The sequence below is a fragment of the Enterobacter cloacae complex sp. 372C4 genome, assembly GCF_050030615.1.
GTDB lineage: Bacteria > Pseudomonadota > Gammaproteobacteria > Enterobacterales > Enterobacteriaceae > Enterobacter > Enterobacter intestinihominis.
In genome coordinates this window covers 3,724,146-3,744,577 of the sequence record NZ_JBLGUQ010000001.1, presented here as the reverse complement: position 1 = coordinate 3,744,577, position 20,432 = coordinate 3,724,146, and the positions used below count along the sequence as shown (strand labels likewise).

The following is a 20,432-nucleotide window of genomic DNA, read 5'->3' as shown; positions in this document are numbered from 1 at the left end:
ATTAATTATGAATTTTATTTTTATCAGCGATAACTATTACCTTTGCCACGGTGTCTCAAGCTCACTGACATCTACCCATTTGATTCGCGATGAGGAGGATATTCACCATCTTTATGAGGTCGATCCCGAGCTGGATTTTATCATTGCGATTGAACAGGATAAGTTACGCAATAAAACCATTCAGCAGGTCAAAAAAGTCAAGCGTGATTACATTGTCCTGATGCATGAGATAGAAGCCAACAGCGCGGTGAGAATTGATAATATTATCTATTCGTCGATGCATTTTACTGCTCACCCTTTTCAGCAGCTGATGCGTTTTTATCGGGCGCTCAGGACACACTCCTTTACCCGACGCGAATATGACGTGCTAAAGCTTTTCCATATGGAAAATCATGAAATCGCGAAAAAGCTGCAACTGTCACAAAAAACGACCAGCACCTACCGCGTGAGGATCCTCGAGAAATTGAATATGCGTTCAAAAAACATTCTGGCGATGACCCGTATAAAATCGGCGATTGTCGATCAGAAACTGTGATCTTTTGGCTTACCTTGGGAAAACCGGGGCCTCAGGTTTCGCCCTGAGGGGGTTTGGCGGGCGCGGTATACCAGTTCTCTTTGGCAACCATTACGCTGCCCTCTGGCTGCATAACAAAATTCGGAGACATGATCTGCACGTTAAATTCGTTAAACACATCCTGTATCTGGCTATGCAGTTCATTGCGGGCAACCGCGAGGGACTGGTCGGGCAGCAGACGAACCTGCAACTCGTAGGCGATATACCAGTCCATTAACCCTAACTGGCGCACCAGCGGCGGCTCAGAAAGATCAATCCCTTTTGCCCGTTTCGCGGCCAGCTCCAGCATGGCATGCACCTGACGCCATGGGGTGTCATAACCAATAGTGACGCTGACCGTCAGATTGAGGCTGCCATCGGGCTGTAGCGCGCTAAGGTTGGTGATCTTACCGCTCACCACCACCGCATTGGGCACGGTAACGACATAATTTTCCCGGGTAATAATTTTGGTCGCCAGCATGCCTATTTCACTGACCTTACCTTCGTTATCCGCCACCCGAATGACATCGCCTTTACGCAGTGCGCGGGAGTAAATCAGGACCAGACCGCTCATGGCATGGTTCATCACCCCTGCCGAACCCAGCGTTAACATCAGGCCGAAGAAGACGCTAATACCTTTAAACGCCAGTGAGTTTGCGCCGGGCAGAAACGGCCAGGCAGCGGAGAGAGCAAATAGCCAGACGGCGACGGAAATGAGCTTACGGGTAGCCCCCACGGTTTCCGGATGTACGCCGGGAAGTTGCAGACGACCAGCCTCCACCTGATTCAGCACCATCCTCAGAAGCTTCAGAATAAAAGCGGTAATGAGGAAAATGATCAGAACAATCGTCAGCCCCGGCAAAGCCGAGACAATCGCCAGGGCAATTTGCTGCACCACGCGAAGCGACCAGTCTCCCAGCGACGTGCCCCACACCCGCGTCCACGGAAACAGACTAAATGCCCAGCTCAGCCAGACGTAAAAGCCAATCAAACCCAGCAGGAACATCAGCAAGGCGTAAAGCCGAATCTCAATGGCGCCAATGTACCGCCGCCAGCTTTGCGGCACCCGGCTGCGATTCTCCACAATACGCAGACGGTAGACGCGTCGAAACCAGCGCCAGGATCGCCAGGCGCCATAGCAGAGCAGCAAAAGCGCCAGCAGGCCAGCGGCAGCTTTTACCGTCGACAGCGCCAGCCAGCCGGTATCGTATTGATCGCGCAGCGCCATTCTCTGCGCTTCCATGCGCGCCAGCACGCGCTGCGCGGCCTGATCGAGGGTGAGATCGTCCCCTTCGTCCAAATCCCCTTCCGTCAGCAGCATCACGGGCTTACCGTTCATCACGATCAGCCGCCCCTGCTGGTTATAGCGGGTCACGGGGACGATAGTGAGCGGCTCACGCACGTCCGCCTCGGTAAAATTGCGCAGGGTGTTGCGGATGCGTAAAACGCGCTCCTCCGGCGTGGTCAGGCCAAATTTCGCCTGAAGCATGACGATCGGCTGATGAAAGATATAGACCGTCCGGGCGCGCTCCTGCTCAGAAGGCGCCTGGCGGGGCTCAGCGGCATACGATGAGAAGGCGCTCAGGGAGGCAAAACAGAACGCAAACGCGAGCAGGATCTTTTTCATCCTCACTACCCCAAATCAGAAATCTTGTTGTTTTTCAGGCAACCCGCGAATGCCAGGTGGGTATGTTGAGAATAGTCCAGCCTTTCGTTTCTGCAACAAGCGACGGTGAGCGTGTTGCTCTCAATCACAATATATGTATTATGTTATAACATAACAATTTGGGATTGTGTTCTATGTTACTTAAAAAAGGGTTATTTCTGGCTTTATTGCTCTCCACGGCGCCTGCCGCTTTCTCAGCAACCTCATGGCCCCTCACGATTGAAAATTGCGGCGTAAAGCAGACCTTTGCGCAGGCTCCTCAGCGCGTCGTGACCGTGGGACAGCATGAAACAGAATTACTGCTCGCACTGGGGCTGGAGAAAAAGATCGCCGCAACGTCGGTCTGGTTCGGCAAGCTCCCGGATCCGCTGGCAGATGCCGGGAAAAATATCCCCCGGCTTGCAGATAATTCCCCCTCATTTGAAGCCGTGGTGGGACAGAAACCTGAGTTCGTTCTCGCGCAGTATCACTGGCACATTGGTCCGCAGGGAGAAGTGGGCACCCGTGAGCAGTTTGCCTCGCTGGGGATTAATACGTGGATCTCTCCTGCCGACTGCACGGATAAAGCGGTGACGGAAACGTCAAACGCAGACGGAGCACGCAGCGCGCCGTTTTCGCTGGCCGAAATTTCACGGGAAGTGACAGATCTGGCGACGATATTTGATGTTTCCGCGCGAGGTGAGCAGCTTAATCATACGCTGACGGAACGTATCAAAAAGGCCCAGGGGCGCGTCTCAGCGAAACCGCTTCGCGTCGTATTCTGGTTCTCAAGTAGCCGTCTGAATGGCGATCCCTGGGTGGCGGGGAATTACGGCGCGCCTGGCTGGATCAGCCGCACGCTGGGGTTGAAGAACATTATTGACTCTCATGACGAATGGCCGGCTGTAACCTGGGAACATATTGCCCAGTCGCAGCCGGACGTGATTGTTATCGCCGGGATGTCCCGCAGGCTTTACCCTGCCGATGACGTTGAGGTAAAAAAAGCATTCTTGCGTAATGACCCGGTGACGAAGAACATGCCTGCGGTCAGGAACAACCACATTATTGTGGTGCCGGCGATGTCGTTAAACCCTTCATTACGTAACGTCGATGCGGTTGAGCTTATCAGCGAGCGGCTGGCTTCTTTCCGGGATGAACAATGAGTCATTTCGCTTTTGACCGCCGCCAGCAAGGTTTACTGGCAGCAGGCGTCATGGCGCTGCCGCTAATGCTGGTTTTTGCCGCCAGTATCGGTGATATGCCGGTGTCGTATGCCAGTACCGGGAAAGCGATCCTCAACGGACTGGGTTTGACCTCTTATGCGTTGCCACAAACGGAGGAGGGTATCGTCTGGCAATATCGCATGAGCCGGGCAGTGATGGCCGCGTGCAGCGGCGGTGGCCTGGCGCTGTGCGGGCTGGTGTTACAGTCGATCCTGCGTAACCCTCTGGCTGAGCCTTATCTGTTGGGGATTTCCGCGGGCGCCTCGCTGGGGGCCGTCTGCGTGATGCTTCTCGGCATGGGGGGAAGCGTGATTGGCGTGAGCAGCGGTGCGTTTGTCGGCTCCTGCGCCGCCTTTGCGCTCATCATGGTGATTACGAACGGGATGAGTGAAAGCCCCTCGCGCATTTTGCTGGCCGGTATTGCGGGCACCCAGCTCTTCAACGCCATGACCGCGTACGTCGTCAGCACGTCCGCCAATGCCGAGCAGTCTCGTAGCGTCATGTTCTGGCTGATGGGGAGTCTGAGCGGCGTGCGCTGGCCTGACGCGCTGCTGGCGCTGGCCGTTACGCTTGCGGGTTTACTGGTGGTATTGCTCTTTTCCCGGGCGCTGGACACCTTCACCTTCGGGGATGAGGTCTCCACCACGCTGGGGATCCCGGTTACCGCCGTGCGTATTGTCCTATTGCTGACCTGTGCCGTTGTCACCGCCACGTTGGTGAGCGCTACAGGCGCAGTGGGGTTTGTCGGGCTGGTCATTCCCCATGTGACGCGCATGCTATGCGGGCCGGGCCATCGCCGCTCGATCCCGCTGACGTTTCTCATCGGCGCCCACTTTATGATCCTTGCCGATATCGTCTCACGCACACTGATCGTGCACCAGGTTCTGCCCATCGGGGTGGTGACTGCGCTGGTGGGCGCCCCCGTCTTTGTGGCGTTGCTTTATCAAAACCGAAAGGAGCATCCATGAATATTACAGTGGCCGGGTTAACCGTAGCCCGACAGGCGCAGACGGTGCTTAAGGATATCGATCTCGACCTGCCATCCGGGCAGATTGTCGGCCTGTTAGGGCCAAACGGCTCAGGCAAGTCCACGCTGCTGCGCTGCCTCGCCGGGCTGTTTCCACGACACAGCGAATGTGTTGCGCTTAATGGCACAAGGCTTGGCTTGATGCCGCTGAAAATACGGGCGCAGCAGATGGCGTTTGTCCCGCAACATGCTGAGGTCGACGGGGAACTGACCGTTGAGGATATTGTCAGGCTGGGGCGTACGCCCTACCGGAAAACATTCCAGAGAACCACGCGCGACGATGAGGCTGCGGTTGAACAGGCGATTGGCCTGATGCAGTTATGCAGCTTACGCCAGCGGCGATGGCACTCTTTGTCAGGCGGAGAACGACAGCGAAGTCAGATAGCCCGCGCGCTGGCCCAGCAGCCGCAGGTGCTGTTGCTCGATGAACCGACAAACCACCTGGACATTCAGCACCAGCTGGAGCTGATGCGGCTCGTTTCACAGCTGCCGCTTACGGTGGTGGTTGCACTGCACGATCTCAATCTTGCGGCCAATTATTGCCAGCGTCTGATCCTCCTGAAGGCCGGGCAGATCGCAGCCACGGGCGCGCCCGAAGCGGTGCTGACGCCCTCGAACATCGCGGATACCTGGTGCGTAAAAGCTCAGGTCTGTAAGGCCGACGCCGGGATCACGATAAGCTATAACATGGGTAACATGGCGGAGAGCCAGAACAAAAGCAAAAACCCCTGCGATATTGCTATCGCAGGGGTTTCGAATTTGGCGGAAGCGTAGAGATTCGAACTCTAGAACCCTTTCGGGTCGCCGGTTTTCAAGACCGGTGCCTTCAACCGCTCGGCCACGCTTCCTAAGTGAGGCGAACTATAAACACCTCACCGCGCGCTGTAAAGGGTGCGCGCATTCGTTCGCTTTAAAAATAGCCAAAATGCGTTTAATCGGTTGAATAGCCAACAGATTGACCGTTTTACCAGCATAATATCCACCGCGGATCGTTAGTGCTTTTTGATGTACATATCTTTGGTGTAGTAGTAGCCAAGCTTATCCGGCGTGAAGCCCCCTACCCACGGTTTCACCAGGTGCGTGCGCACGTAGTGATAGACAGGGATCGCCGGCACATCGCGCCCCAGCAGATCTTCTGCCTGCTGATAGAACTTACCGCGCTCCTCCGCCGTTTTCGCCTTCGCCGCATTCACCAGAGCCAGATCGTATTCCGGATTGCTGTACTGAGTGGTGTTTTGGCTGTCACCGGTACGGAAGTTATTCAGGAAGGTTGCGGCGTCATCGTAATCAGCAATCCAGGCGTAGCGCACCGCGTCAAAGTTATGGGTGTGCATGGTATCAAGCATGGTTTTCCACTCCTGGTTTTGCAGCTTCGCCTCTACGCCGAGGTTCTTCTTCCACATCGAGCTGGCGGCAATCGCAATACGCTGGTGCGATTCCGAGGTGTTATAAAGGAGATTAAAGCTGAGCGGATGGCTGTCGTTAAATCCGGCTTCGGCCAGCAGTTTTTTCGCCTCGGCAATGCGTTTATCCATCGGCCAGCTGGCGTAATCAGGGTTCTGTAACTTGACGCCGCCAATATCCGGCTGGCTGATGAGCCATGCCGGGCGTTGCCCCTGCCCTAAAACTTTCCCGGCGATAATATCTTTATCCAGCGCCAGATTCAGCGCCTTACGCACGCGGGCGTCGCTGAACGGCGGCCGGGTGGTGTTGAATTCGTAATAATAGGTGGCAAGCTGCGGCGATACGTCCAGCTCGTTCCCCAGCGTTTTCTTCAGCTGAGCAAACTGGTTGATCGGCACCGTGTAGGCGATGTCGATTTCGCCCGCTTTGTAGCGGTTGACGTCAGCGGCTTCGGAGGAAATGGGCAGATAGGTCACCTTGTTGATGACGGTATGTTCGTTATCCCAGTATTTCGGGTTTCGCACCGCCACAATGCGTTCGTTCACCACCCACTGTGACAGTTTATAGGCCCCGCTGCTGACGAAGTGCTCCGGTTTGGTCCACTTATCACCGAAACGACCTACCAGGACTTTATCTATCGGCACCAGAGACGGGTGAGCCAGCATCGCCAGGAAAGCAGCATTTGGCTGGGTGAGCGTCACTTCCAGCGTGGTGTCATTGATGGCTTTCACGCCCAGCGACTCGGGTGCTTTTTTGCCTTCTGCGATATCAGTGCCGTTGACGATACGCATACTGCCGGGATAGCTGGCATACGGAGAGACGGTTTTCGGGTCGACCAGTCGCTGCCAGCTCCAGACAATATCTTCCGCGGTGATGGGGGTGCCATCGCTCCAGGTTATGCCCGGGCGCAGATGGAAAGTCCAGACGGTGTTATCTTTATTTTCCCATTTCTCCGCCAGGCGCGGCTGGATTTCACCTGCCGGAGAGACGCTGACCAGCCCGTCGAATAAATCGCTGATAATATTGAATTCGACATCGCTTTCGACTTTATGCGGGTCGAGCGAGGCGGGTTCACTGCCGTTGTTCCTGACCAGTTCCTGCTTATCTGCCAGCTGGGTTCCTGCCGGCACGTTAGCCGCCCAGGTTGCCGTGCTGGCGCACAGGACCCCTGCGGTTAACAAAGAGAGCGTAAAGTGCATGCGTGTTTGTGGTTTCATTTCCTTCGCCTTATTGTCTGTTTTTATGACGATCCGGAAATAACTCTTAGCGGCCTTAGGGAAATAACGCAATATTTTTCAGTGACCTATAAGAGGTTGATCTGAATACGCCTTGCATACCGCACTTCATTCTGAGTACAAAGGCTTTACCAGAATAAAAAACCAGCATAATCCCTAAGGGGCTGAGTAAAGATGGGTAAAACCACTTTGCGTCTGCCGCGCCGTTTCCTATTCTTTGCGCTAATTACATCTGTCATAAGAGAGTGACTCATGGATCGTATAATTACTTCTTCACGCGACCGCACATCGCTACTCAGCACCCATAAGGTGCTGCGCAATACCTATTTCATGCTCAGCCTGACGCTGGCGTTTTCGGCGATCACCGCGACGGCCAGCACCGTACTGATGCTGCCTTCTCCGGGCCTGATCCTGACGCTGGTGGGTATGTATGGTCTGATGTTCCTGACCTATAAAACCGCGGATAAACCGGTGGGTATTCTCTCCGCTTTCGCCTTCACCGGCTTCCTGGGCTACATCCTGGGGCCAATCCTGAACGCCTATCTGTCTGCCGGAATGGGCGACGTGATTGGTATGGCGCTGGGCGGTACCGCGCTGGTGTTCTTCTGCTGCTCGGCCTACGTGCTGACCACCCGTAAGGACATGTCCTTCCTCGGCGGTATGCTGATGGCGGGTATCGTGATTGTGCTGGTCGGTATGCTGGCGAACATCTTCCTGCAATTGCCTGCTCTGCATCTGGCAATCAGCGCGGTGTTTATCCTGATTTCATCCGGCGCAATCCTGTATGAAACCAGCAACATCATTCACGGCGGTGAGACGAACTATATCCGCGCCACCGTGAGCCTGTATGTGTCGCTGTACAATATTTTTGTCAGCCTGCTGAGTATCCTGGGCTTCGCCAGCCGCGATTAACTCACCGTGCTGTGAACAAAGCCCCGCTTATGCGGGGCTTTGTTTTTTTGGTAGACTGAGGCGGTTTTTGACTAACGCGTGAATGAATATGTTGAGTTTTGAAGGCAAAGAGATCGAAACCGATAACGACGGTTATCTGAAAGAGAGCAGCCAGTGGAGCGAAGCGCTGGCGGAGAAAATTGCGGAAAACGAAGGAATTACCCTCTCCCCGGAACACTGGGAAGTGGTGCGCTTTGTGCGCGAATTCTACCTCGAATTCAACACCTCTCCGGCTATCCGCATGCTGGTCAAAGCCATGGCGAATAAATTTGGCGAAGAGAAAGGCAACAGCCGTTATCTGTATCGCCTGTTTCCGAAAGGCCCGGCTAAACAGGCGACAAAAATTGCCGGCCTGCCAAAGCCGGTAAAATGCATTTAATAGCGAATACTGAAGTCAGCGTATTCCCGGCCGGGTTGATGCGGTTCCGTTAGCACCTTATCAACCCGCGCGCTGCGCGGTCCGCCCGCTTTCAGCCACGCCACCAGCTTCTCTACCCGATCCGCCTCACCGCAGGCCACAACCTCCACGCTGCCATCATCCATGTTACGCGCATACCCCGTCAGTCCGAGCTGAAGGGCTTCGCGCTGGGTGCTGTAGCGGAATCCGACGCCCTGTACAAGGCCATGGACCCAGGCAATGGTGCATACATTTGACATCATCCTTCTCCTTATCCGACTGGCGCGTTGCATTTCCTCGCTGAAGTCGGGAAAATGGCGGCCATTTCATTGGAATCGACAGAATAGCAAATTATGAGTGTACGTTTAGTGTTAGCCAAAGGGCGCGAGAAGTCATTACTGCGCCGCCATCCCTGGGTCTTTTCCGGCGCGGTTGCCCGCATGGAAGGTAAAGCCAGCCTCGGTGAAACCATCGATATTGTTGACCATCAGGGGAAATGGTTAGCACGCGGCGCATACTCGCCTGCATCTCAGATCCGCGCGCGCGTCTGGACGTTCGATAAAGAAGAAGCCATCGATATCGACTTCTTTGTCCGTCGTCTGCAACAGGCGCAGCAGTGGCGCGAGTGGCTGGCAAAGCGTGACGGGCTGGACAGCTATCGTCTGATTGCCGGTGAATCCGACGGGCTGCCGGGCGTGACCATTGACCGCTTCGGCAATTTCCTGGTGTTGCAGCTGCTGAGCGCCGGGGCGGAATACCAGCGTGCCGCGCTAATTAGCGCCCTGCAAACCCTGTTCCCGGAATGTGCCATTTACGACCGCAGCGACGTGGCGGTACGTAAAAAAGAGGGCATGGAGCTGACGCAGGGCCCGGTCACCGGCGAACTGCCGCCTGCCCTGCTGCCTATCGAGGAGCACGGCATGAAGCTGCTGGTGGACATCCAGGGCGGCCATAAGACCGGTTATTATCTCGACCAGCGTGACAGCCGTCTGGCAACGCGCCAGTACGTTGCCGATAAGCGCGTGCTGAACTGCTTCTCCTATACCGGCGGCTTTGCGGTCTCTGCCCTGATGGGCGGCTGTGCCCAGGTTGTGAGCGTCGACACCTCACAGGAAGCGCTGGATGTGGCGAAACAGAACGTTGAGCTGAACAAGCTGGATCTGAGCAAAGCGGAGTTTGTGCGCGACGACGTGTTCAAACTGCTGCGTAAATACCGCGACCAGGGCGAGAAATTTGACGTTATCGTGATGGACCCGCCGAAGTTTGTAGAAAATAAAAGCCAGCTGATGGGCGCCTGCCGTGGCTATAAAGACATCAACATGCTGGCGATCCAGCTGCTGAACCCGGGTGGCGTTCTGCTGACGTTCTCCTGCTCTGGCCTGATGACGACAGATTTATTCCAAAAAATCATCGCCGATGCCGCAATAGATGCGGGTCGTGATGTACAATTTATAGAGCAGTTCCGTCAGGCCGCCGATCACCCGGTGATCGCTACCTACCCGGAAGGGCTGTATCTGAAAGGGTTTGCCTGTCGCGTCATGTAACTTGAAAAGAGAAATATTGCCCGCACATAGTGTGTATGTAATGTTTCCCGGGAGGTGACTATGATTGCCAGCAAATTCGGTATCGGCCAGCAGGTCCGCCACACCTTGCTTGGATATTTGGGTGTGGTCGTGGATATCGACCCGGAGTATTCCCTTGATGAACCGTCAGCAGACGATCTGGCCGTTGACGCAGAGCTTCGCGCCGCGCCCTGGTATCATGTGGTTATGGAGGGCGACGATGGTCAGCCTGTCCATACCTATCTTGCCGAAGCGCAGCTGAGTGGTGAACTACAGGATGAGCATCCGGAACAACCCACTATGGACGAGCTTGCTCAGACCATCCGCAAACAGTTACAGGCGCCAAGACTGCGTAACTAAAGGTGTAAAAAAGCCCGTCAAGCGGGCTTTTTTTATTTTGCCAGCCCCAGACGGGGGATGTCGATTGCCGGACAGCGATCCATCACCACCTTCAGCCCGGCATCGCGTGCCAGCACGGCCGCCTGCTCATTAATCACGCCCAGCTGCATCCACAGCGTTTTCGCGCCGATGGCAATCGCCTCCTGCGCCACGCCCCAGGCCGCCTCTGAATTACGGAAAACGTCCACCATATCCACCTTTTCCGGCACGTCCGCGAGCGTCGCATAGCCCTGCTGACCCAGCAGCGTTTTCCCCGCCACCTTCGGCGAGACCGGGATCACGTTATATCCCTGGTCCAGAAGGTATTTCATGACCCGGTAGCTTGGGCGATCCGGTTTATCGCTCGCGCCGACCAGCGCGATAGTGCGCGTGGACGTCAGAATCTCGACAATGTCGTTCTCTTTCATGCTGTTCCTCCTGGTTTTTTTCAAAGTGTACGTCAAAGCAGACATCTCAACCACGCATCCCATACAGAAGTATGAGGGCAAAACGGCAAAATATGTCTATATGTTAGTAAACGTGTTTATCGAAAAATTTTGATACATTCTTACCAGGTAGTTTGTCTACAGGAGTCTGCTATGAAAACCGGCATTGCCTGGGCTGTGGTTGCGTTAATCATGCCGGTTTGTGTTTTCGCAACCACCCTCAGACTCTCAACCGACATTGACCTGCTGGTGCTGGACGGGAAAAAAGTCTCCAGCTCCCTGCTGCGGGGCGCAGACAGCATCGAGCTGGATAATGGCCCGCATCAGGTGGTTTTTCGGGTTGAAAAGACGATTCGCCTCGCCGACAACGAACAGCAGGTGTACATTTCGCCTCCGCTGGTGGTCAGCTTTAATACCCAACGCATCAGCCAGGTCAATTTTCGTCTCCCGCACCTTGAAACAGAAAAAGAGTCACTGGCATTTGATGCCTCACCGCGCATTGAGCTGGTGGACGGGGATTCTATGCCCATCCCGGTAAAGCTGGATATCCTGGCGCTGACAAAAAGGCCAAAAGGAACAGATTACGAAGCGGACACGGAGATCTATAACAGAGCCAGCAGGCGCGCCTCCCTGCCCCAGTTCGCCACCATGATGGCGGATGACAGTACCCTGCTTTCGGGCGTATCGGAGCTGGATGTACTCCCTCCTCAGTCGCAGACCCTTACTGAGCAACGCCTCAAATTCTGGTTCCAGAATGCCGATCCGGACACGCGCGCCCGTTTTCTGCAATGGGCGAAACGACAACCTTCGTCGTAAGCCACATTTTTTCGTCCTTTCTCTTGCAGCATCAGTCAGTTCCCGTCATCGTGTAGCGAGGTAACCTCACGGATAAGATTATGGAACTGACAACACGCACACTTCCGGCGCGCAAGCACATTGCTCTGGTTGCGCACGATCACTGTAAACAAATGCTGCTTAACTGGGTTCGTCGCCATCAGCCTCTTTTACAGCATCATGCCCTTTCTGCCACGGGAACAACCGGCAACCTGATCCACCGCGAAACCGGTCTGGAAGTGAATGCCATGCTGAGCGGCCCGATGGGGGGTGACCAGCAGGTCGGCGCTCAGATTTCGGAAGGTAAAATTGACGTTCTGATATTCTTTTGGGATCCGCTGAACGCGGTTCCGCATGATCCGGACGTTAAAGCGCTGCTGCGTCTGGCGACGGTATGGAACATTCCGGTAGCCACCAATCTTTCAACGGCAGATTTCATCATTGAATCGCCGCAGTTTAACGATCCGGTGGAGATTTTGATCCCGGATTATCAGCGTTATCTTGCGGAGAGACTGAAGTAGTTTTTTGCCCGGTGGCGCAGCGCTTACCGGGCCTACAGAATTTGCCCGGCGCGTTACGGCTTTCTCGCCACCGGCACGTCAATACTTTTCAAAATATCGACAAACACCGACGGCTCCTCTTTGTTGAACAAGAGCCACACGCGATGGCGCGCGCGGGTTATCGCCACGTACAGTAAGCGCCGCTCCTCTGCATCCGGGAAATCTTCCGGAACAGGCAATAACGCCTCTTCCATCACGGATTCCCGCGCCGGTGCCGGGAAACCGTCGCTCCCCTCTTTCAGCCCCACCACAATTACGTAGTCGGCCTGCTGCCCTTTACTGGCGTGAATGGTCATAAAATCGAGCTGTAGTTTTGGCCAGCGCGTTGCCGCTTTTTCCAGCGCCGTCGGCTTGAGGTGGTGATAACGCGCCAGGACCAGAATCCGTTCATCCGGTTTCGCATAGCCGCTCAGTTTATCCAGCAGCGGTTCCAGCTGATCGTCCGCCAGCAGCGTGACGGCCTTTTTATCCCCCGACGTCAGGCTGTTAAGCGGCTTCAACAGCTGATGCGGGTTCTGCTGAATAAAACGGTTGGCAATTTCACCAATCCGCGAGTTGAAGCGGTAGGTGGTGTCCAGATCGCTGCGATCGCCTTCCCCAAAATAGTGATGGAAGGCCGTCGTGAGGGAAAGTTGCGCCCCGCTGAAGCGGTAGATAGCCTGCCAGTCATCGCCCACAGCAAACAGCGACGTGTGTTTATTCTGCGCCCGCAGCGCCGAAAGCAGCGCAGCGCGCTGCGGCGAAATATCCTGAAACTCATCCACCAGAATGTGTTTCCACGGGCTGACGAAGCGCCCTTTCTCCAGAATGATAATGGCCTGATGGATTAGCCCGGAAAAATCGACCGCGTTTTCGTCTTTCAGCGCGGTTTTCCACGCTTTCAGCATCGGCGCCATCAGTTTAACCCGCTTAGAAAACACGGCGCGGATCGACTCCGGTGCGCTTTCTATCATCTCCGCCTGAGAGCCGCCGTGCATGCGCATCAGGCTTACCCACCGGTCGAGACGAGAGCCCAGCCGGCGCGCCAGCTTTTCATCCTGCCAGAAACTGCCCTCCGGCACCTCCCAGTTGAGTTCCTCTTCAAGCCACTGACGCCAACCTTTCGCCTGCGCCTTTTTTTCACTGCACTGCTGACGCCATGCCTTGATAAACAGCGCCTGGCGAGCCTGAGCATCATTCTCCAGCTTGCTGACAACAGGGACTTTTTTGCTGCCCTGTTGAATAATGTGTAAAGCGAGGGAGTGGAACGTGCGCGCCGAGATATCCTGAGTATGCAAACGCGCCTGAATGCGCTCATCCATCTCCTGCGCCGCCTTGCGACCAAAAGCCAGCAGCAAAATCTGGTCGGCAACTGCCTCGCCCGTTGTCAGAAGCCAGCCCGCGCGCGCCACCAGCACCGACGTTTTGCCGCTCCCTGCGCCTGCCAGCACCAGTAAAGAGTGCTCGCCATTCACCACTGCGCGCGCCTGGGCAGGATTGAGAGGCGATGATTCCACCGTACTGAAGAAATCGGCATATTGCGTAAGCATCGCCTCAGTCCAGGCCTGGTTATGCGCCAGACGGCTTTTCTCGATATCGCTAAGCCAGGCCTGACACTTCCGCCACGCATCGCGACAGTTATCAAATTCCTCAAGCCGCGCCACCGGTAAAGGCAATGCCGTCAGCGCCTGGGTGATTTTTTGCTGAAGCCCGGCGGTTTGCTGGCGCGTCAGCCACTTCTGCTGCGTATTGCTTAGCGCGATATCGTCCAGCACCTGATGCAGCACCTGTGCGGCAATCACGCTCATCTCCTGGCTCCACTGGTGCCAGCGCATGTTCAGATGATGGTGGAAGCGTTGGGTTTCCGCCCACTCGGTCCCGTGGAGTCGCACCACTTTCTCTGCCGGCAGAACGAACTCCAGCTCCCCCCATACCAGCCCTCGTTTACAGTGAATGGCCAGTAGCTGATTAAACGGAATAAGGTATTCGTGGCGTTCACCGGAGACTTTCACTCCCGCATTAAGAAGCACAACCTTGTCGTAAGGGTGCTGCGCCAGGCGTTTGCCCATTGAAGTTGCTTTCAGTTCCATATCCTGCCGGATCCACGAGGTCATAATTTGTCAGACAGTTTAACTGCCAGTTTTAAGGTGCTCCAGCCCAAAAAAACGTTACAATCACCGGGCGTTAATCATATCGAAGGAAATGAGGGTTTATGCGTACCGTTCTGAATGTGTTGAATTTTGTCCTTGGCGGTTTTGCCACCACCCTTTCCTGGCTTTTTGCCACCCTGGTGAGCATCGTGCTTATCTTCACCCTTCCGCTGACGCGCTCCTGCTGGGAAATCACCAAACTGTCCCTCGTTCCTTATGGAAATGAAGCCGTGCACGTGGATGAACTGGAGCCGGAAAGAAAAAATGCCCTGATGAATACCGGCGGCACGCTGCTGAATATTTTATGGCTAATCTTCTTTGGCTGGTGGCTGTGTCTGATGCATATCTTCGCCGGTATCGCCCAGTGCATTACGATTATTGGCATTCCGGTTGGCCTCGCTAATTTCAAAATTGCCACCATCGCCCTGTGGCCGGTAGGACGCCGAGTGGTTCCGGTCGAAGTGGCGCAAGCCGCGCGTGAAGCCAATGCCCGTCGTCGTTTTCAGTAATAAGGACTGGCCGCTCTCATGCTAAGCCCCCTGCTTCGTCGTTATACATGGAACAGTAACTGGCTGTATAACGTCAGGATATTTATCGCCCTCTGCGGCACCGTCGCTCTGCCGTGGTGGCTGAATGATGTGAAGCTCACCATCCCCCTCACGCTTGGGGTGGTGGCCGGCGCGCTGGCAGATCTCGACGACCGCCTGGCCGGTCGTTTGCGTAATCTGGTCATCACGCTGGTCTGCTTCTTTATTGCTTCCGCCTCCGTTGAGCTGCTTTTCCCGTGGCCCTGGCTGTTTGCCTTAGGGCTGACGGTGTCCACCAGCGGCTTCATTTTGCTCGGCGGCCTCGGGCAACGCTACGCCACTATCGCGTTTGGCGCCCTGCTGATTGCCATTTACACCATGCTGGGCGTCTCTCTTTACGATCAGTGGTATCAGCAACCGGTCCTGCTGCTATTGGGCGCTATCTGGTATAACCTGCTGACCTTAACCGGGCATCTTATTTTTCCGGTTCGTGCCTTACAGGACAACATTGCCCGCAGTTACGAACAGCTGGCCCACTATCTGGAGCTGAAATCCCGGCTGTTTGATCCGGATATCGAAGAGGACAGCCAGGCGCCCTTGTACGATCTGGCGCTGGCAAATGGCCAACTGGTCGCCACGCTGAATCAGACCAAAGCGTCTCTGCTCACCCGTCTGCGCGGCGATCGCGGTCAGCGCGGTACCCGGCGCACCCTGCACTACTACTTTGTTGCCCAGGATATTCACGAGCGCGCCAGCTCCTCGCATGTGCAATACGCTGACCTGCGCGAGAAATTTCGCTACAGCGACGTGATGTTCCGTTTCCAGCGTCTGCTGTCGATGCAGTCTCAGGCCTGCCAGCAACTTGCGCGCTCAATACTGCTGCGCACGCCCTATCAGCACGATCCTCGCTTTGAACGCGCATTCAGCCACCTGGATGCGGCGCTCGATCGCGTTCAGGCCAGTGGAACTTCGCCGGAACAGTTCAAAGCCCTGGGATTCCTGCTCAACAACCTGAGAGCCATCGATGCTCAGCTCGCCACCATTGAGTCTGAACAGGCGATGGCGATGCCGGGCAATGACGCTGACAACCAGCTTGCCGACGACAGTCTCAACGGTTTCAGCGATATATGGCTGCGCCTGAGCCGTCATTTTACGCCGGAATCCGCCCTCTTTCGCCATGCGGTAAGGATGTCGTTGGTACTGTGCGTCGGCTACGCGTTTATCCAGATAACAGGATTGCACCACGGCTACTGGATCCTGCTGACCAGCCTGTTTGTCTGCCAGCCGAACTATAACGCTACCCGCCATCGGCTCGCGCTGCGTATTGTCGGGACATTAGTCGGGGTCGCCATCGGACTGCCGGTGCTCTATTTTGTGCCTTCAGTAGAAGGGCAACTGATCCTGATTGTGATTACCGGGGTACTGTTCTTCGCCTTCCGCAATGTGCAGTATGCCCACGCCACGATGTTCATCACGCTGCTGGTTCTGCTCTGCTTCAATCTGCTGGGTGAAGGCTTTGAAGTGGCCCTCCCCCGTGTGATCGACACGCTTATCGGCTGCGCCATCGCCTGGGCGGCGGTGAGCTTTATCTGGCCGGACTGGCGTTTCCGAAATTTACCGCGCGTGTCCGACAGAGCAATGAACGCCAACTGCCGCTATCTGGACGCCATACTTGAGCAATACCATCAGGGTCGCGATAACCGTCTGGCCTATCGGATTGCCCGTCGCGATGCGCATAACACTGACGCAGAGCTGGCTTCCGTTGTCTCGAATATGTCAACTGAGCCGCGCGCCACGGCAGAAATCCGGGAGATAGCCTTCCGCCTGCTGTGTCTGAACCACACGTTCACCAGCTATATCTCTACCCTTGGCGCCCACCGAGAGAAACTGACGAATCCGGGCATCCTGGCACTGCTGGACGATGCCGTTTGCTACGTTGATGATGCGCTTCATCACCAACCTGCGGATGAGCCACGGGTTCACCAGGCACTGGATGAACTGGTGCAACGTATCGCACACCTTGATCCAGGCACCGACAACAAAGCTCCGCTGGTCCTTCAGCAAATTGGCCTGCTTATCGCTTTGCTGCCGGAAATTTGTCGGCTGCGACAGCAGATCGCTACCTGGCGGAATGATGGCCCTGCGACTCAGGCAGCGCATTAAACCACTCCGTAAGCTCCCGGCGAATATCCGCCGGGAGTGCCGCTTCATGTAACCCTTCAATCGCGCCTTCAAGCGCGAACAATACCCGGATACTCAGCGCTTTATTCTTAGAGCGCATTTTCAGCCAGCTCGTCTTCGCCCCCAACTGTCGTAGCGTCTCTTCATTAGTAATGCCCGCCTCCATAAGCAGGACCTCAATCTGAAAGGTCAGGTTCGGCAGATCTTTAAGCCGGTTACGCTGATGGCGCTGGTAGCGCTCTTTCCTGGCGGCATCGAGCGCAAACGAGGAGAGCTGAAGCAGTTTTTCCCTGTTTTGCCACAGACCTTCATCCACACGGTAGTAATTAAGCAGCACAGGACGTCCTCGTTTCATCAGGGTCAGAAAAGAAGAGGCGTTTTTTACACAGTATTTTGCACTTTGCTCACAGGCGCGAAGGTAAAGCTCACCGTCAGACACCATCGCGAACACCGCTTCATCCACGGCCAGGGTATAACCGCCAAACAGGGCGCGATGATGAATTTCGCCCAGCGGAGAGAGGTATTCTTGAGATTGATAAATCCGATCATAAGATATCTTTTTCATGATAATTCCATTAAAAATCATACAGTAACCACGATATTTCTTACTAACGGATCCGTTAGCAGGAAAATAGGCAACTTATTGCCGTTGGGCAAGATGATTTTTTCAGGTTCACCAGGAATGGATGAAATTTGCGAGTCGCTTTCCGAAAATGAGGTTGATCTTTATGCATACAGGGGTTACTGTATATCCATACAGTAACTACAGGGCTGGAATGAATATGTACACTTCAGGCTATGCAAATCACTTAACACCTTCTACTTCTGCCGCAGGCAATGCTGCGCAGAATTCTATCGGGCGTGAATCGACAGGGCTTATCAGTGAAGTGGTTTACCGTGAAGACCAGCCGCTGTTGACACAACTCTTACTCCTGCCGCTTTTGCAGCAGCTCGGGCAACAGTCTCGCTGGCAGCTCTGGCTGACGCCACAGCAAAAATTAAGTCGCGAATGGGTTCAGTCGGCTGGCCTGCCGTTAGCGAAGGTGATGCAGATTAATCAACTCTCCCCTTGCGATACGGTCGAGTCGATGGTCCGGGCATTACGTACCGGGAACTATAGCGTCGTGATTGGGTGGTTGCCTGAGGATCTGTCGCAAGAGGAACATTTGCGTCTGACTGAAGCGGCTGAAGAAGGTAACGCGATGGGTTTCATCATGCGGCCAGTTCGTGGAGATTCCTATCGCAGAGGACAACATCCCGGGCTAAAAATTCACTCAAATGTGTACCATTGAGTCATTTTAAGAGTTTTCCTGGAATTTTTTTCGACCGCAGTATGCAAAAAAAGTTCAACGCGCCAAAACTGCGGCAAGGCTTGTCTGACGCGGTTCTCGTTAATTTTACTGCACAAAATTCGTTCAAAAATTGTTAAATATTAGGTATACGGAACTTTTTTTTTCATATGCCTGACGGACTTCACACTTGTAAGTTTTCAGCTACGTTGTAGACTTTACATCGCCAGGGGTGCTCGGCCTAAGCCGAAGATATCGGTAGGTTTATATTTGACCACGCCCCCCGGTGAAGGATTTAACCGTGATTCCTCCGATGGAGATATTCATGGCAAATTTTGGATGATAACGAGGCGCAAAAAATGAAAAAGACAGCTATCGCGATTGCAGTGGCACTGGCTGGCTTCGCTACCGTAGCGCAGGCCGCTCCGAAAGATAATACCTGGTATGCAGGTGGTAAACTGGGCTGGTCTCAGTTCCATGACACCGGTTGGTACAACAGCAGCCTGAACAACGATGGCCCTACTCACGAGAGCCAGCTGGGTGCAGGTGCGTTCGGTGGCTATCAGGTTAACCCGTATGTTGGCTTTGAAATGGGTTACGACTGGTTAGGTCGTATGCCTTACAAAGGCGACAACGTAAATGGCGCTTTCAAAGCTCAAGGCGTACAGCTGACCGCTAAACTGGGTTACCCAGTAACTGACGATCTGGACGTGTACACCCGTCTGGGCGGCATGGTATGGCGTGCAGACTCCAGCAACAGCATCGCTGGTGACGACCACGACACTGGTGTTTCCCCAGTATTCGCTGGTGGCGTTGAGTGGGCAATGACCCGTGACATCGCTACCCGTCTGGAATACCAGTGGGTTAACAACATCGGTGACGGTGCTACCGTTGGTGTTCGTCCAGACAACGGCATGCTGAGCGTTGGTGTTTCTTACCGTTTCGGTCAGCAGGAAGATGCGCCAGTCGTAGCTCCAGCTCCGGCTCCAGCGCCAGAAGTACAGACCAAGCACTTCACTCTGAAGTCTGACGTTCTGTTCAACTTCAACAAAGCTACCCTGAAACCAGAAGGTCAGCAGGCACTGGATCAGCTGTACACCCAGCTGAGCAACCTGGATCCTAAAGACGGTTCTGTAGTGGTTCTGGGCTTCACCGACCGTATCGGTTCTGACGCTTACAACCAGGGTCTGTCTGAGAAACGTGCTCAGTCTGTAGTTGATTACCTGGTATCTAAAGGTATCCCAGCTAACAAGATCTCCCCACGTGGTATGGGCGAATCTAACCCAGTTACCGGTTCTACCTGTGACAACGTGAAACCACGCGCTGCACTGATCGACTGCCTGGCACCAGATCGTCGCGTAGAGATCGAAGTTAAAGGTATCAAAGACGTTGTAACTCAGCCTGCGGCATAAGTTATCGTCTTATAAAAAAACCCCGCCATGCGGGGTTTTTTATTATCTGAAGAAAAGTAAAAAGCTTATTTTTTACCTAACAGTGCCTGTAGATCGTTTTTCAACGTCGACATCTGGCTGGCATACTTCTCTTTGTGCTCGGCATCTTCAATCAGCTGCACCACCGTTTCCGACAGGGTTTTCCCGCGCCGTTGCGCAAGCCCGGCCAGACGCTGCCAGACCATGAATTCCAGGTCGATGGATTTCTTACGGGTGTGCTGATGCTCGGCATTGAAATGCCGTTTACGACGAGCACGGATAGTTTGCTTCATCCGGTTTAACAAGGCCGGATTAATGTGTTTCTCGATCCAGCCGTTGACCTGTACCGGTTCGTTTTCGAGGGTCAGCAACATATCCACAGCTTCTTGTGCCGCGCTGGCTTCGATGTAGCAGGTGATCAGCTCCCCTTCACGGTGCTTTTTGACCAGGTACTTCCATTTCCAGCCGCTTTCGAGGTTTTCCAGTTGTTGATATTTCATTGCGATCTCAGTGTTACCGTGTAACTCTGTTCAGAATATCAGTTTTTTGGCAATCTGCTGAAAAGAAATCATATCCTGTGAAACGTCGCAGGCGATCCGCATGACGAAAACCCGAATCCTGATTGGGCAGAGTGCGCCGCTTACGGTATACTCCACGGTTT

Annotated in this window: 21 protein-coding genes and 1 tRNA gene; 14 read left to right on the top strand and 8 right to left on the bottom strand. The window is 54.6% G+C overall.

All coding sequences use genetic code 11. From position 1 onward, the window contains the following. Positions 1-7: 7 nt before the first annotated feature. The gene (locus tag ACQG11_RS18135; RefSeq protein ID WP_023305829.1) at positions 8-535 is read left to right on the top strand and encodes a helix-turn-helix domain-containing protein; all 528 of its coding nucleotides are present in this window, start codon (positions 8-10) and stop codon (positions 533-535) included. A 31-nt stretch (positions 536-566) separates the two neighbouring features. Here the strand turns inward: ACQG11_RS18135 and ACQG11_RS18130 are convergent, their stop codons facing one another. Next, positions 567-2,180, bottom strand: a complete 1,614-nt coding sequence (locus tag ACQG11_RS18130; protein WP_023299754.1) for a mechanosensitive ion channel family protein — start codon at positions 2,178-2,180, stop codon at positions 567-569. 173 nt (positions 2,181-2,353) lie between these two features. Here ACQG11_RS18130 and ACQG11_RS18125 point away from each other — a divergent pair, with 173 nt between their 5' ends. Genes ACQG11_RS18125 through ACQG11_RS18115 form a run of 3 tightly spaced genes read left to right on the top strand, consistent with a single transcriptional unit; the run spans position 2,354 to position 5,222 of the window. Continuing rightward, complete coding sequence (locus ACQG11_RS18125; RefSeq protein WP_426728648.1) at positions 2,354-3,361, top strand: ABC transporter substrate-binding protein; 1,008 nt, start codon at positions 2,354-2,356, stop codon at positions 3,359-3,361. Continuing rightward, positions 3,358-4,389, top strand: a complete 1,032-nt coding sequence (locus ACQG11_RS18120; protein ID WP_038415793.1) for a FecCD family ABC transporter permease — start codon at positions 3,358-3,360, stop codon at positions 4,387-4,389. The genes ACQG11_RS18125 and ACQG11_RS18120 overlap by 4 nt, the downstream gene beginning before the upstream one ends. Next, positions 4,386-5,222 carry an ABC transporter ATP-binding protein gene (locus ACQG11_RS18115; protein ID WP_426728647.1) on the top strand — a complete coding sequence of 279 codons (837 nt, stop codon included), beginning with the start codon at positions 4,386-4,388 and terminating at the stop codon, positions 5,220-5,222. Before ACQG11_RS18120 ends, ACQG11_RS18115 begins: the two co-directional genes overlap by 4 nt. Here ACQG11_RS18115 and ACQG11_RS18110 read toward each other — a convergent pair. Both ACQG11_RS18110 and ACQG11_RS18105 read right to left on the bottom strand, forming a co-directional pair. After that, a tRNA-Ser gene (locus ACQG11_RS18110) sits at positions 5,209-5,296 on the bottom strand. The two genes, ACQG11_RS18115 and ACQG11_RS18110, sit on opposite strands and share 14 nt — an antisense overlap. A 144-nt stretch (positions 5,297-5,440) precedes the next feature. Further along, the gene (locus ACQG11_RS18105; RefSeq protein ID WP_038415792.1) at positions 5,441-7,069 is read right to left on the bottom strand and encodes an ABC transporter substrate-binding protein; all 1,629 of its coding nucleotides are present in this window, start codon (positions 7,067-7,069) and stop codon (positions 5,441-5,443) included. Between the two features lie 270 nt (positions 7,070-7,339). Here ACQG11_RS18105 and yccA point away from each other — a divergent pair, with 270 nt between their 5' ends. Together yccA and tusE are read left to right on the top strand one after the other, a co-directional pair. Next, positions 7,340-7,999, top strand: a complete 660-nt coding sequence (yccA, locus tag ACQG11_RS18100) for an FtsH protease modulator YccA (RefSeq protein WP_003858127.1) — start codon at positions 7,340-7,342, stop codon at positions 7,997-7,999. Positions 8,000-8,087: 88 nt separating this feature from the next. After that, entirely contained in the window at positions 8,088-8,417 is a 330-nt protein-coding gene (tusE, locus tag ACQG11_RS18095) for a sulfurtransferase TusE (protein ID WP_003858129.1), read from the top strand. Here the strand turns inward: tusE and yccX are convergent. Then, positions 8,414-8,695, bottom strand: coding sequence for an acylphosphatase (gene yccX, locus ACQG11_RS18090; protein WP_003858131.1), 282 nt, complete (start codon positions 8,693-8,695; stop codon positions 8,414-8,416). The two genes, tusE and yccX, sit on opposite strands and share 4 nt — an antisense overlap. Positions 8,696-8,788: 93 nt before the next feature. Here yccX and rlmI point away from each other — a divergent pair, with 93 nt between their 5' ends. Both rlmI and hspQ read left to right on the top strand, forming a co-directional pair. Beyond that, the gene (rlmI, locus tag ACQG11_RS18085; protein WP_023299749.1) at positions 8,789-9,979 is read left to right on the top strand and encodes a 23S rRNA (cytosine(1962)-C(5))-methyltransferase RlmI; all 1,191 of its coding nucleotides are present in this window, start codon (positions 8,789-8,791) and stop codon (positions 9,977-9,979) included. A gap of 60 nt (positions 9,980-10,039) precedes the next feature. Beyond that, positions 10,040-10,357, top strand: a complete 318-nt coding sequence (hspQ, locus tag ACQG11_RS18080; protein ID WP_003858136.1) for a heat shock protein HspQ — start codon at positions 10,040-10,042, stop codon at positions 10,355-10,357. Between the two features lie 32 nt (positions 10,358-10,389). On the opposite strand, the gene ACQG11_RS18075 is transcribed toward hspQ, so the two are convergent. Beyond that, positions 10,390-10,803, bottom strand: a complete 414-nt coding sequence (locus ACQG11_RS18075) for a CoA-binding protein (RefSeq protein ID WP_154848766.1) — start codon at positions 10,801-10,803, stop codon at positions 10,390-10,392. Between the two features lie 171 nt (positions 10,804-10,974). Between ACQG11_RS18075 and csgI the strand changes: the two genes are divergently transcribed. After that, positions 10,975-11,637, top strand: coding sequence for a curli synthesis inhibitor (gene csgI, locus ACQG11_RS18070; protein WP_023305822.1), 663 nt, complete (start codon positions 10,975-10,977; stop codon positions 11,635-11,637). A gap of 80 nt (positions 11,638-11,717) precedes the next feature. Beyond that, positions 11,718-12,176 carry a methylglyoxal synthase gene (gene mgsA / locus ACQG11_RS18065; protein WP_003858146.1) on the top strand — a complete coding sequence of 153 codons (459 nt, stop codon included), beginning with the start codon at positions 11,718-11,720 and terminating at the stop codon, positions 12,174-12,176. 53 nt (positions 12,177-12,229) lie between these two features. On the opposite strand, the gene helD is transcribed toward mgsA, so the two are convergent. Next, entirely contained in the window at positions 12,230-14,284 is a 2,055-nt protein-coding gene (gene helD, locus ACQG11_RS18060) for a DNA helicase IV (RefSeq protein WP_417930312.1), read from the bottom strand. Between the two features lie 122 nt (positions 14,285-14,406). Between helD and ACQG11_RS18055 the strand changes: the two genes are divergently transcribed. Further along, positions 14,407-14,853, top strand: a complete 447-nt coding sequence (locus tag ACQG11_RS18055) for a YccF domain-containing protein (RefSeq protein WP_022647660.1) — start codon at positions 14,407-14,409, stop codon at positions 14,851-14,853. 18 nt (positions 14,854-14,871) lie between these two features. Beyond that, on the top strand, positions 14,872-17,034 hold the full coding sequence (gene yccS / locus ACQG11_RS18050; protein WP_022647659.1) for a YccS family putative transporter: 2,163 nt from the start codon (positions 14,872-14,874) through the stop codon (positions 17,032-17,034). Here the strand turns inward: yccS and ACQG11_RS18045 are convergent. Beyond that, positions 16,991-17,617: a TfoX/Sxy family DNA transformation protein gene (locus ACQG11_RS18045; RefSeq protein WP_023299743.1), complete on the bottom strand. Its 627-nt coding sequence runs from the start codon at positions 17,615-17,617 to the stop codon at positions 16,991-16,993. The two genes, yccS and ACQG11_RS18045, sit on opposite strands and share 44 nt — an antisense overlap. Before the next feature lie 217 nt (positions 17,618-17,834). Between ACQG11_RS18045 and sulA the strand changes: the two genes are divergently transcribed. Then, on the top strand, positions 17,835-18,344 hold the full coding sequence (gene sulA, locus ACQG11_RS18040) for an SOS-induced cell division inhibitor SulA (RefSeq protein ID WP_032610196.1): 510 nt from the start codon (positions 17,835-17,837) through the stop codon (positions 18,342-18,344). Positions 18,345-18,700: 356 nt separating this feature from the next. After that, positions 18,701-19,753 (top strand): porin OmpA, encoded by a 1,053-nt coding sequence (gene ompA / locus ACQG11_RS18035; RefSeq protein WP_017694761.1) that lies wholly within the window; start codon positions 18,701-18,703, stop codon positions 19,751-19,753. A gap of 65 nt (positions 19,754-19,818) precedes the next feature. On the opposite strand, the gene matP is transcribed toward ompA, so the two are convergent. Then, positions 19,819-20,271 (bottom strand): macrodomain Ter protein MatP, encoded by a 453-nt coding sequence (gene matP, locus ACQG11_RS18030; protein ID WP_006809347.1) that lies wholly within the window; start codon positions 20,269-20,271, stop codon positions 19,819-19,821. Positions 20,272-20,432: the final 161 nt, after the last annotated feature.

Excerpts from the sequence above, each read along its gene's own strand:
- ACQG11_RS18105 (WP_038415792.1), bottom strand. The coding sequence starts at position 7,069 with ATGAAACCACAAACACGCATGCACTTTACGCTCTCTTTGTTAACCGCA.
- csgI (WP_023305822.1), top strand. The coding sequence starts at position 10,975 with ATGAAAACCGGCATTGCCTGGGCTGTGGTTGCGTTAATCATGCCGGTT.
- mgsA (WP_003858146.1), top strand. The coding sequence starts at position 11,718 with ATGGAACTGACAACACGCACACTTCCGGCGCGCAAGCACATTGCTCTG.
- ACQG11_RS18135 (WP_023305829.1), top strand. The coding sequence starts at position 8 with ATGAATTTTATTTTTATCAGCGATAACTATTACCTTTGCCACGGTGTC.
- ACQG11_RS18120 (WP_038415793.1), top strand. The coding sequence starts at position 3,358 with ATGAGTCATTTCGCTTTTGACCGCCGCCAGCAAGGTTTACTGGCAGCA.
- ompA (WP_017694761.1), top strand. The coding sequence starts at position 18,701 with ATGAAAAAGACAGCTATCGCGATTGCAGTGGCACTGGCTGGCTTCGCT.
- ACQG11_RS18055 (WP_022647660.1), top strand. The coding sequence starts at position 14,407 with ATGCGTACCGTTCTGAATGTGTTGAATTTTGTCCTTGGCGGTTTTGCC.
- sulA (WP_032610196.1), top strand. The coding sequence starts at position 17,835 with ATGTACACTTCAGGCTATGCAAATCACTTAACACCTTCTACTTCTGCC.
- ACQG11_RS18125 (WP_426728648.1), top strand. The coding sequence starts at position 2,354 with ATGTTACTTAAAAAAGGGTTATTTCTGGCTTTATTGCTCTCCACGGCG.
- yccA (WP_003858127.1), top strand. The coding sequence starts at position 7,340 with ATGGATCGTATAATTACTTCTTCACGCGACCGCACATCGCTACTCAGC.
- ACQG11_RS18115 (WP_426728647.1), top strand. The coding sequence starts at position 4,386 with ATGAATATTACAGTGGCCGGGTTAACCGTAGCCCGACAGGCGCAGACG.
- ACQG11_RS18045 (WP_023299743.1), bottom strand. The coding sequence starts at position 17,617 with ATGAAAAAGATATCTTATGATCGGATTTATCAATCTCAAGAATACCTC.
- hspQ (WP_003858136.1), top strand. The coding sequence starts at position 10,040 with ATGATTGCCAGCAAATTCGGTATCGGCCAGCAGGTCCGCCACACCTTG.
- yccX (WP_003858131.1), bottom strand. The coding sequence starts at position 8,695 with ATGTCAAATGTATGCACCATTGCCTGGGTCCATGGCCTTGTACAGGGC.
- matP (WP_006809347.1), bottom strand. The coding sequence starts at position 20,271 with ATGAAATATCAACAACTGGAAAACCTCGAAAGCGGCTGGAAATGGAAG.
- yccS (WP_022647659.1), top strand. The coding sequence starts at position 14,872 with ATGCTAAGCCCCCTGCTTCGTCGTTATACATGGAACAGTAACTGGCTG.
- tusE (WP_003858129.1), top strand. The coding sequence starts at position 8,088 with ATGTTGAGTTTTGAAGGCAAAGAGATCGAAACCGATAACGACGGTTAT.
- ACQG11_RS18130 (WP_023299754.1), bottom strand. The coding sequence starts at position 2,180 with ATGAAAAAGATCCTGCTCGCGTTTGCGTTCTGTTTTGCCTCCCTGAGC.
- rlmI (WP_023299749.1), top strand. The coding sequence starts at position 8,789 with ATGAGTGTACGTTTAGTGTTAGCCAAAGGGCGCGAGAAGTCATTACTG.
- helD (WP_417930312.1), bottom strand. The coding sequence starts at position 14,284 with ATGGAACTGAAAGCAACTTCAATGGGCAAACGCCTGGCGCAGCACCCT.
- ACQG11_RS18075 (WP_154848766.1), bottom strand. The coding sequence starts at position 10,803 with ATGAAAGAGAACGACATTGTCGAGATTCTGACGTCCACGCGCACTATC.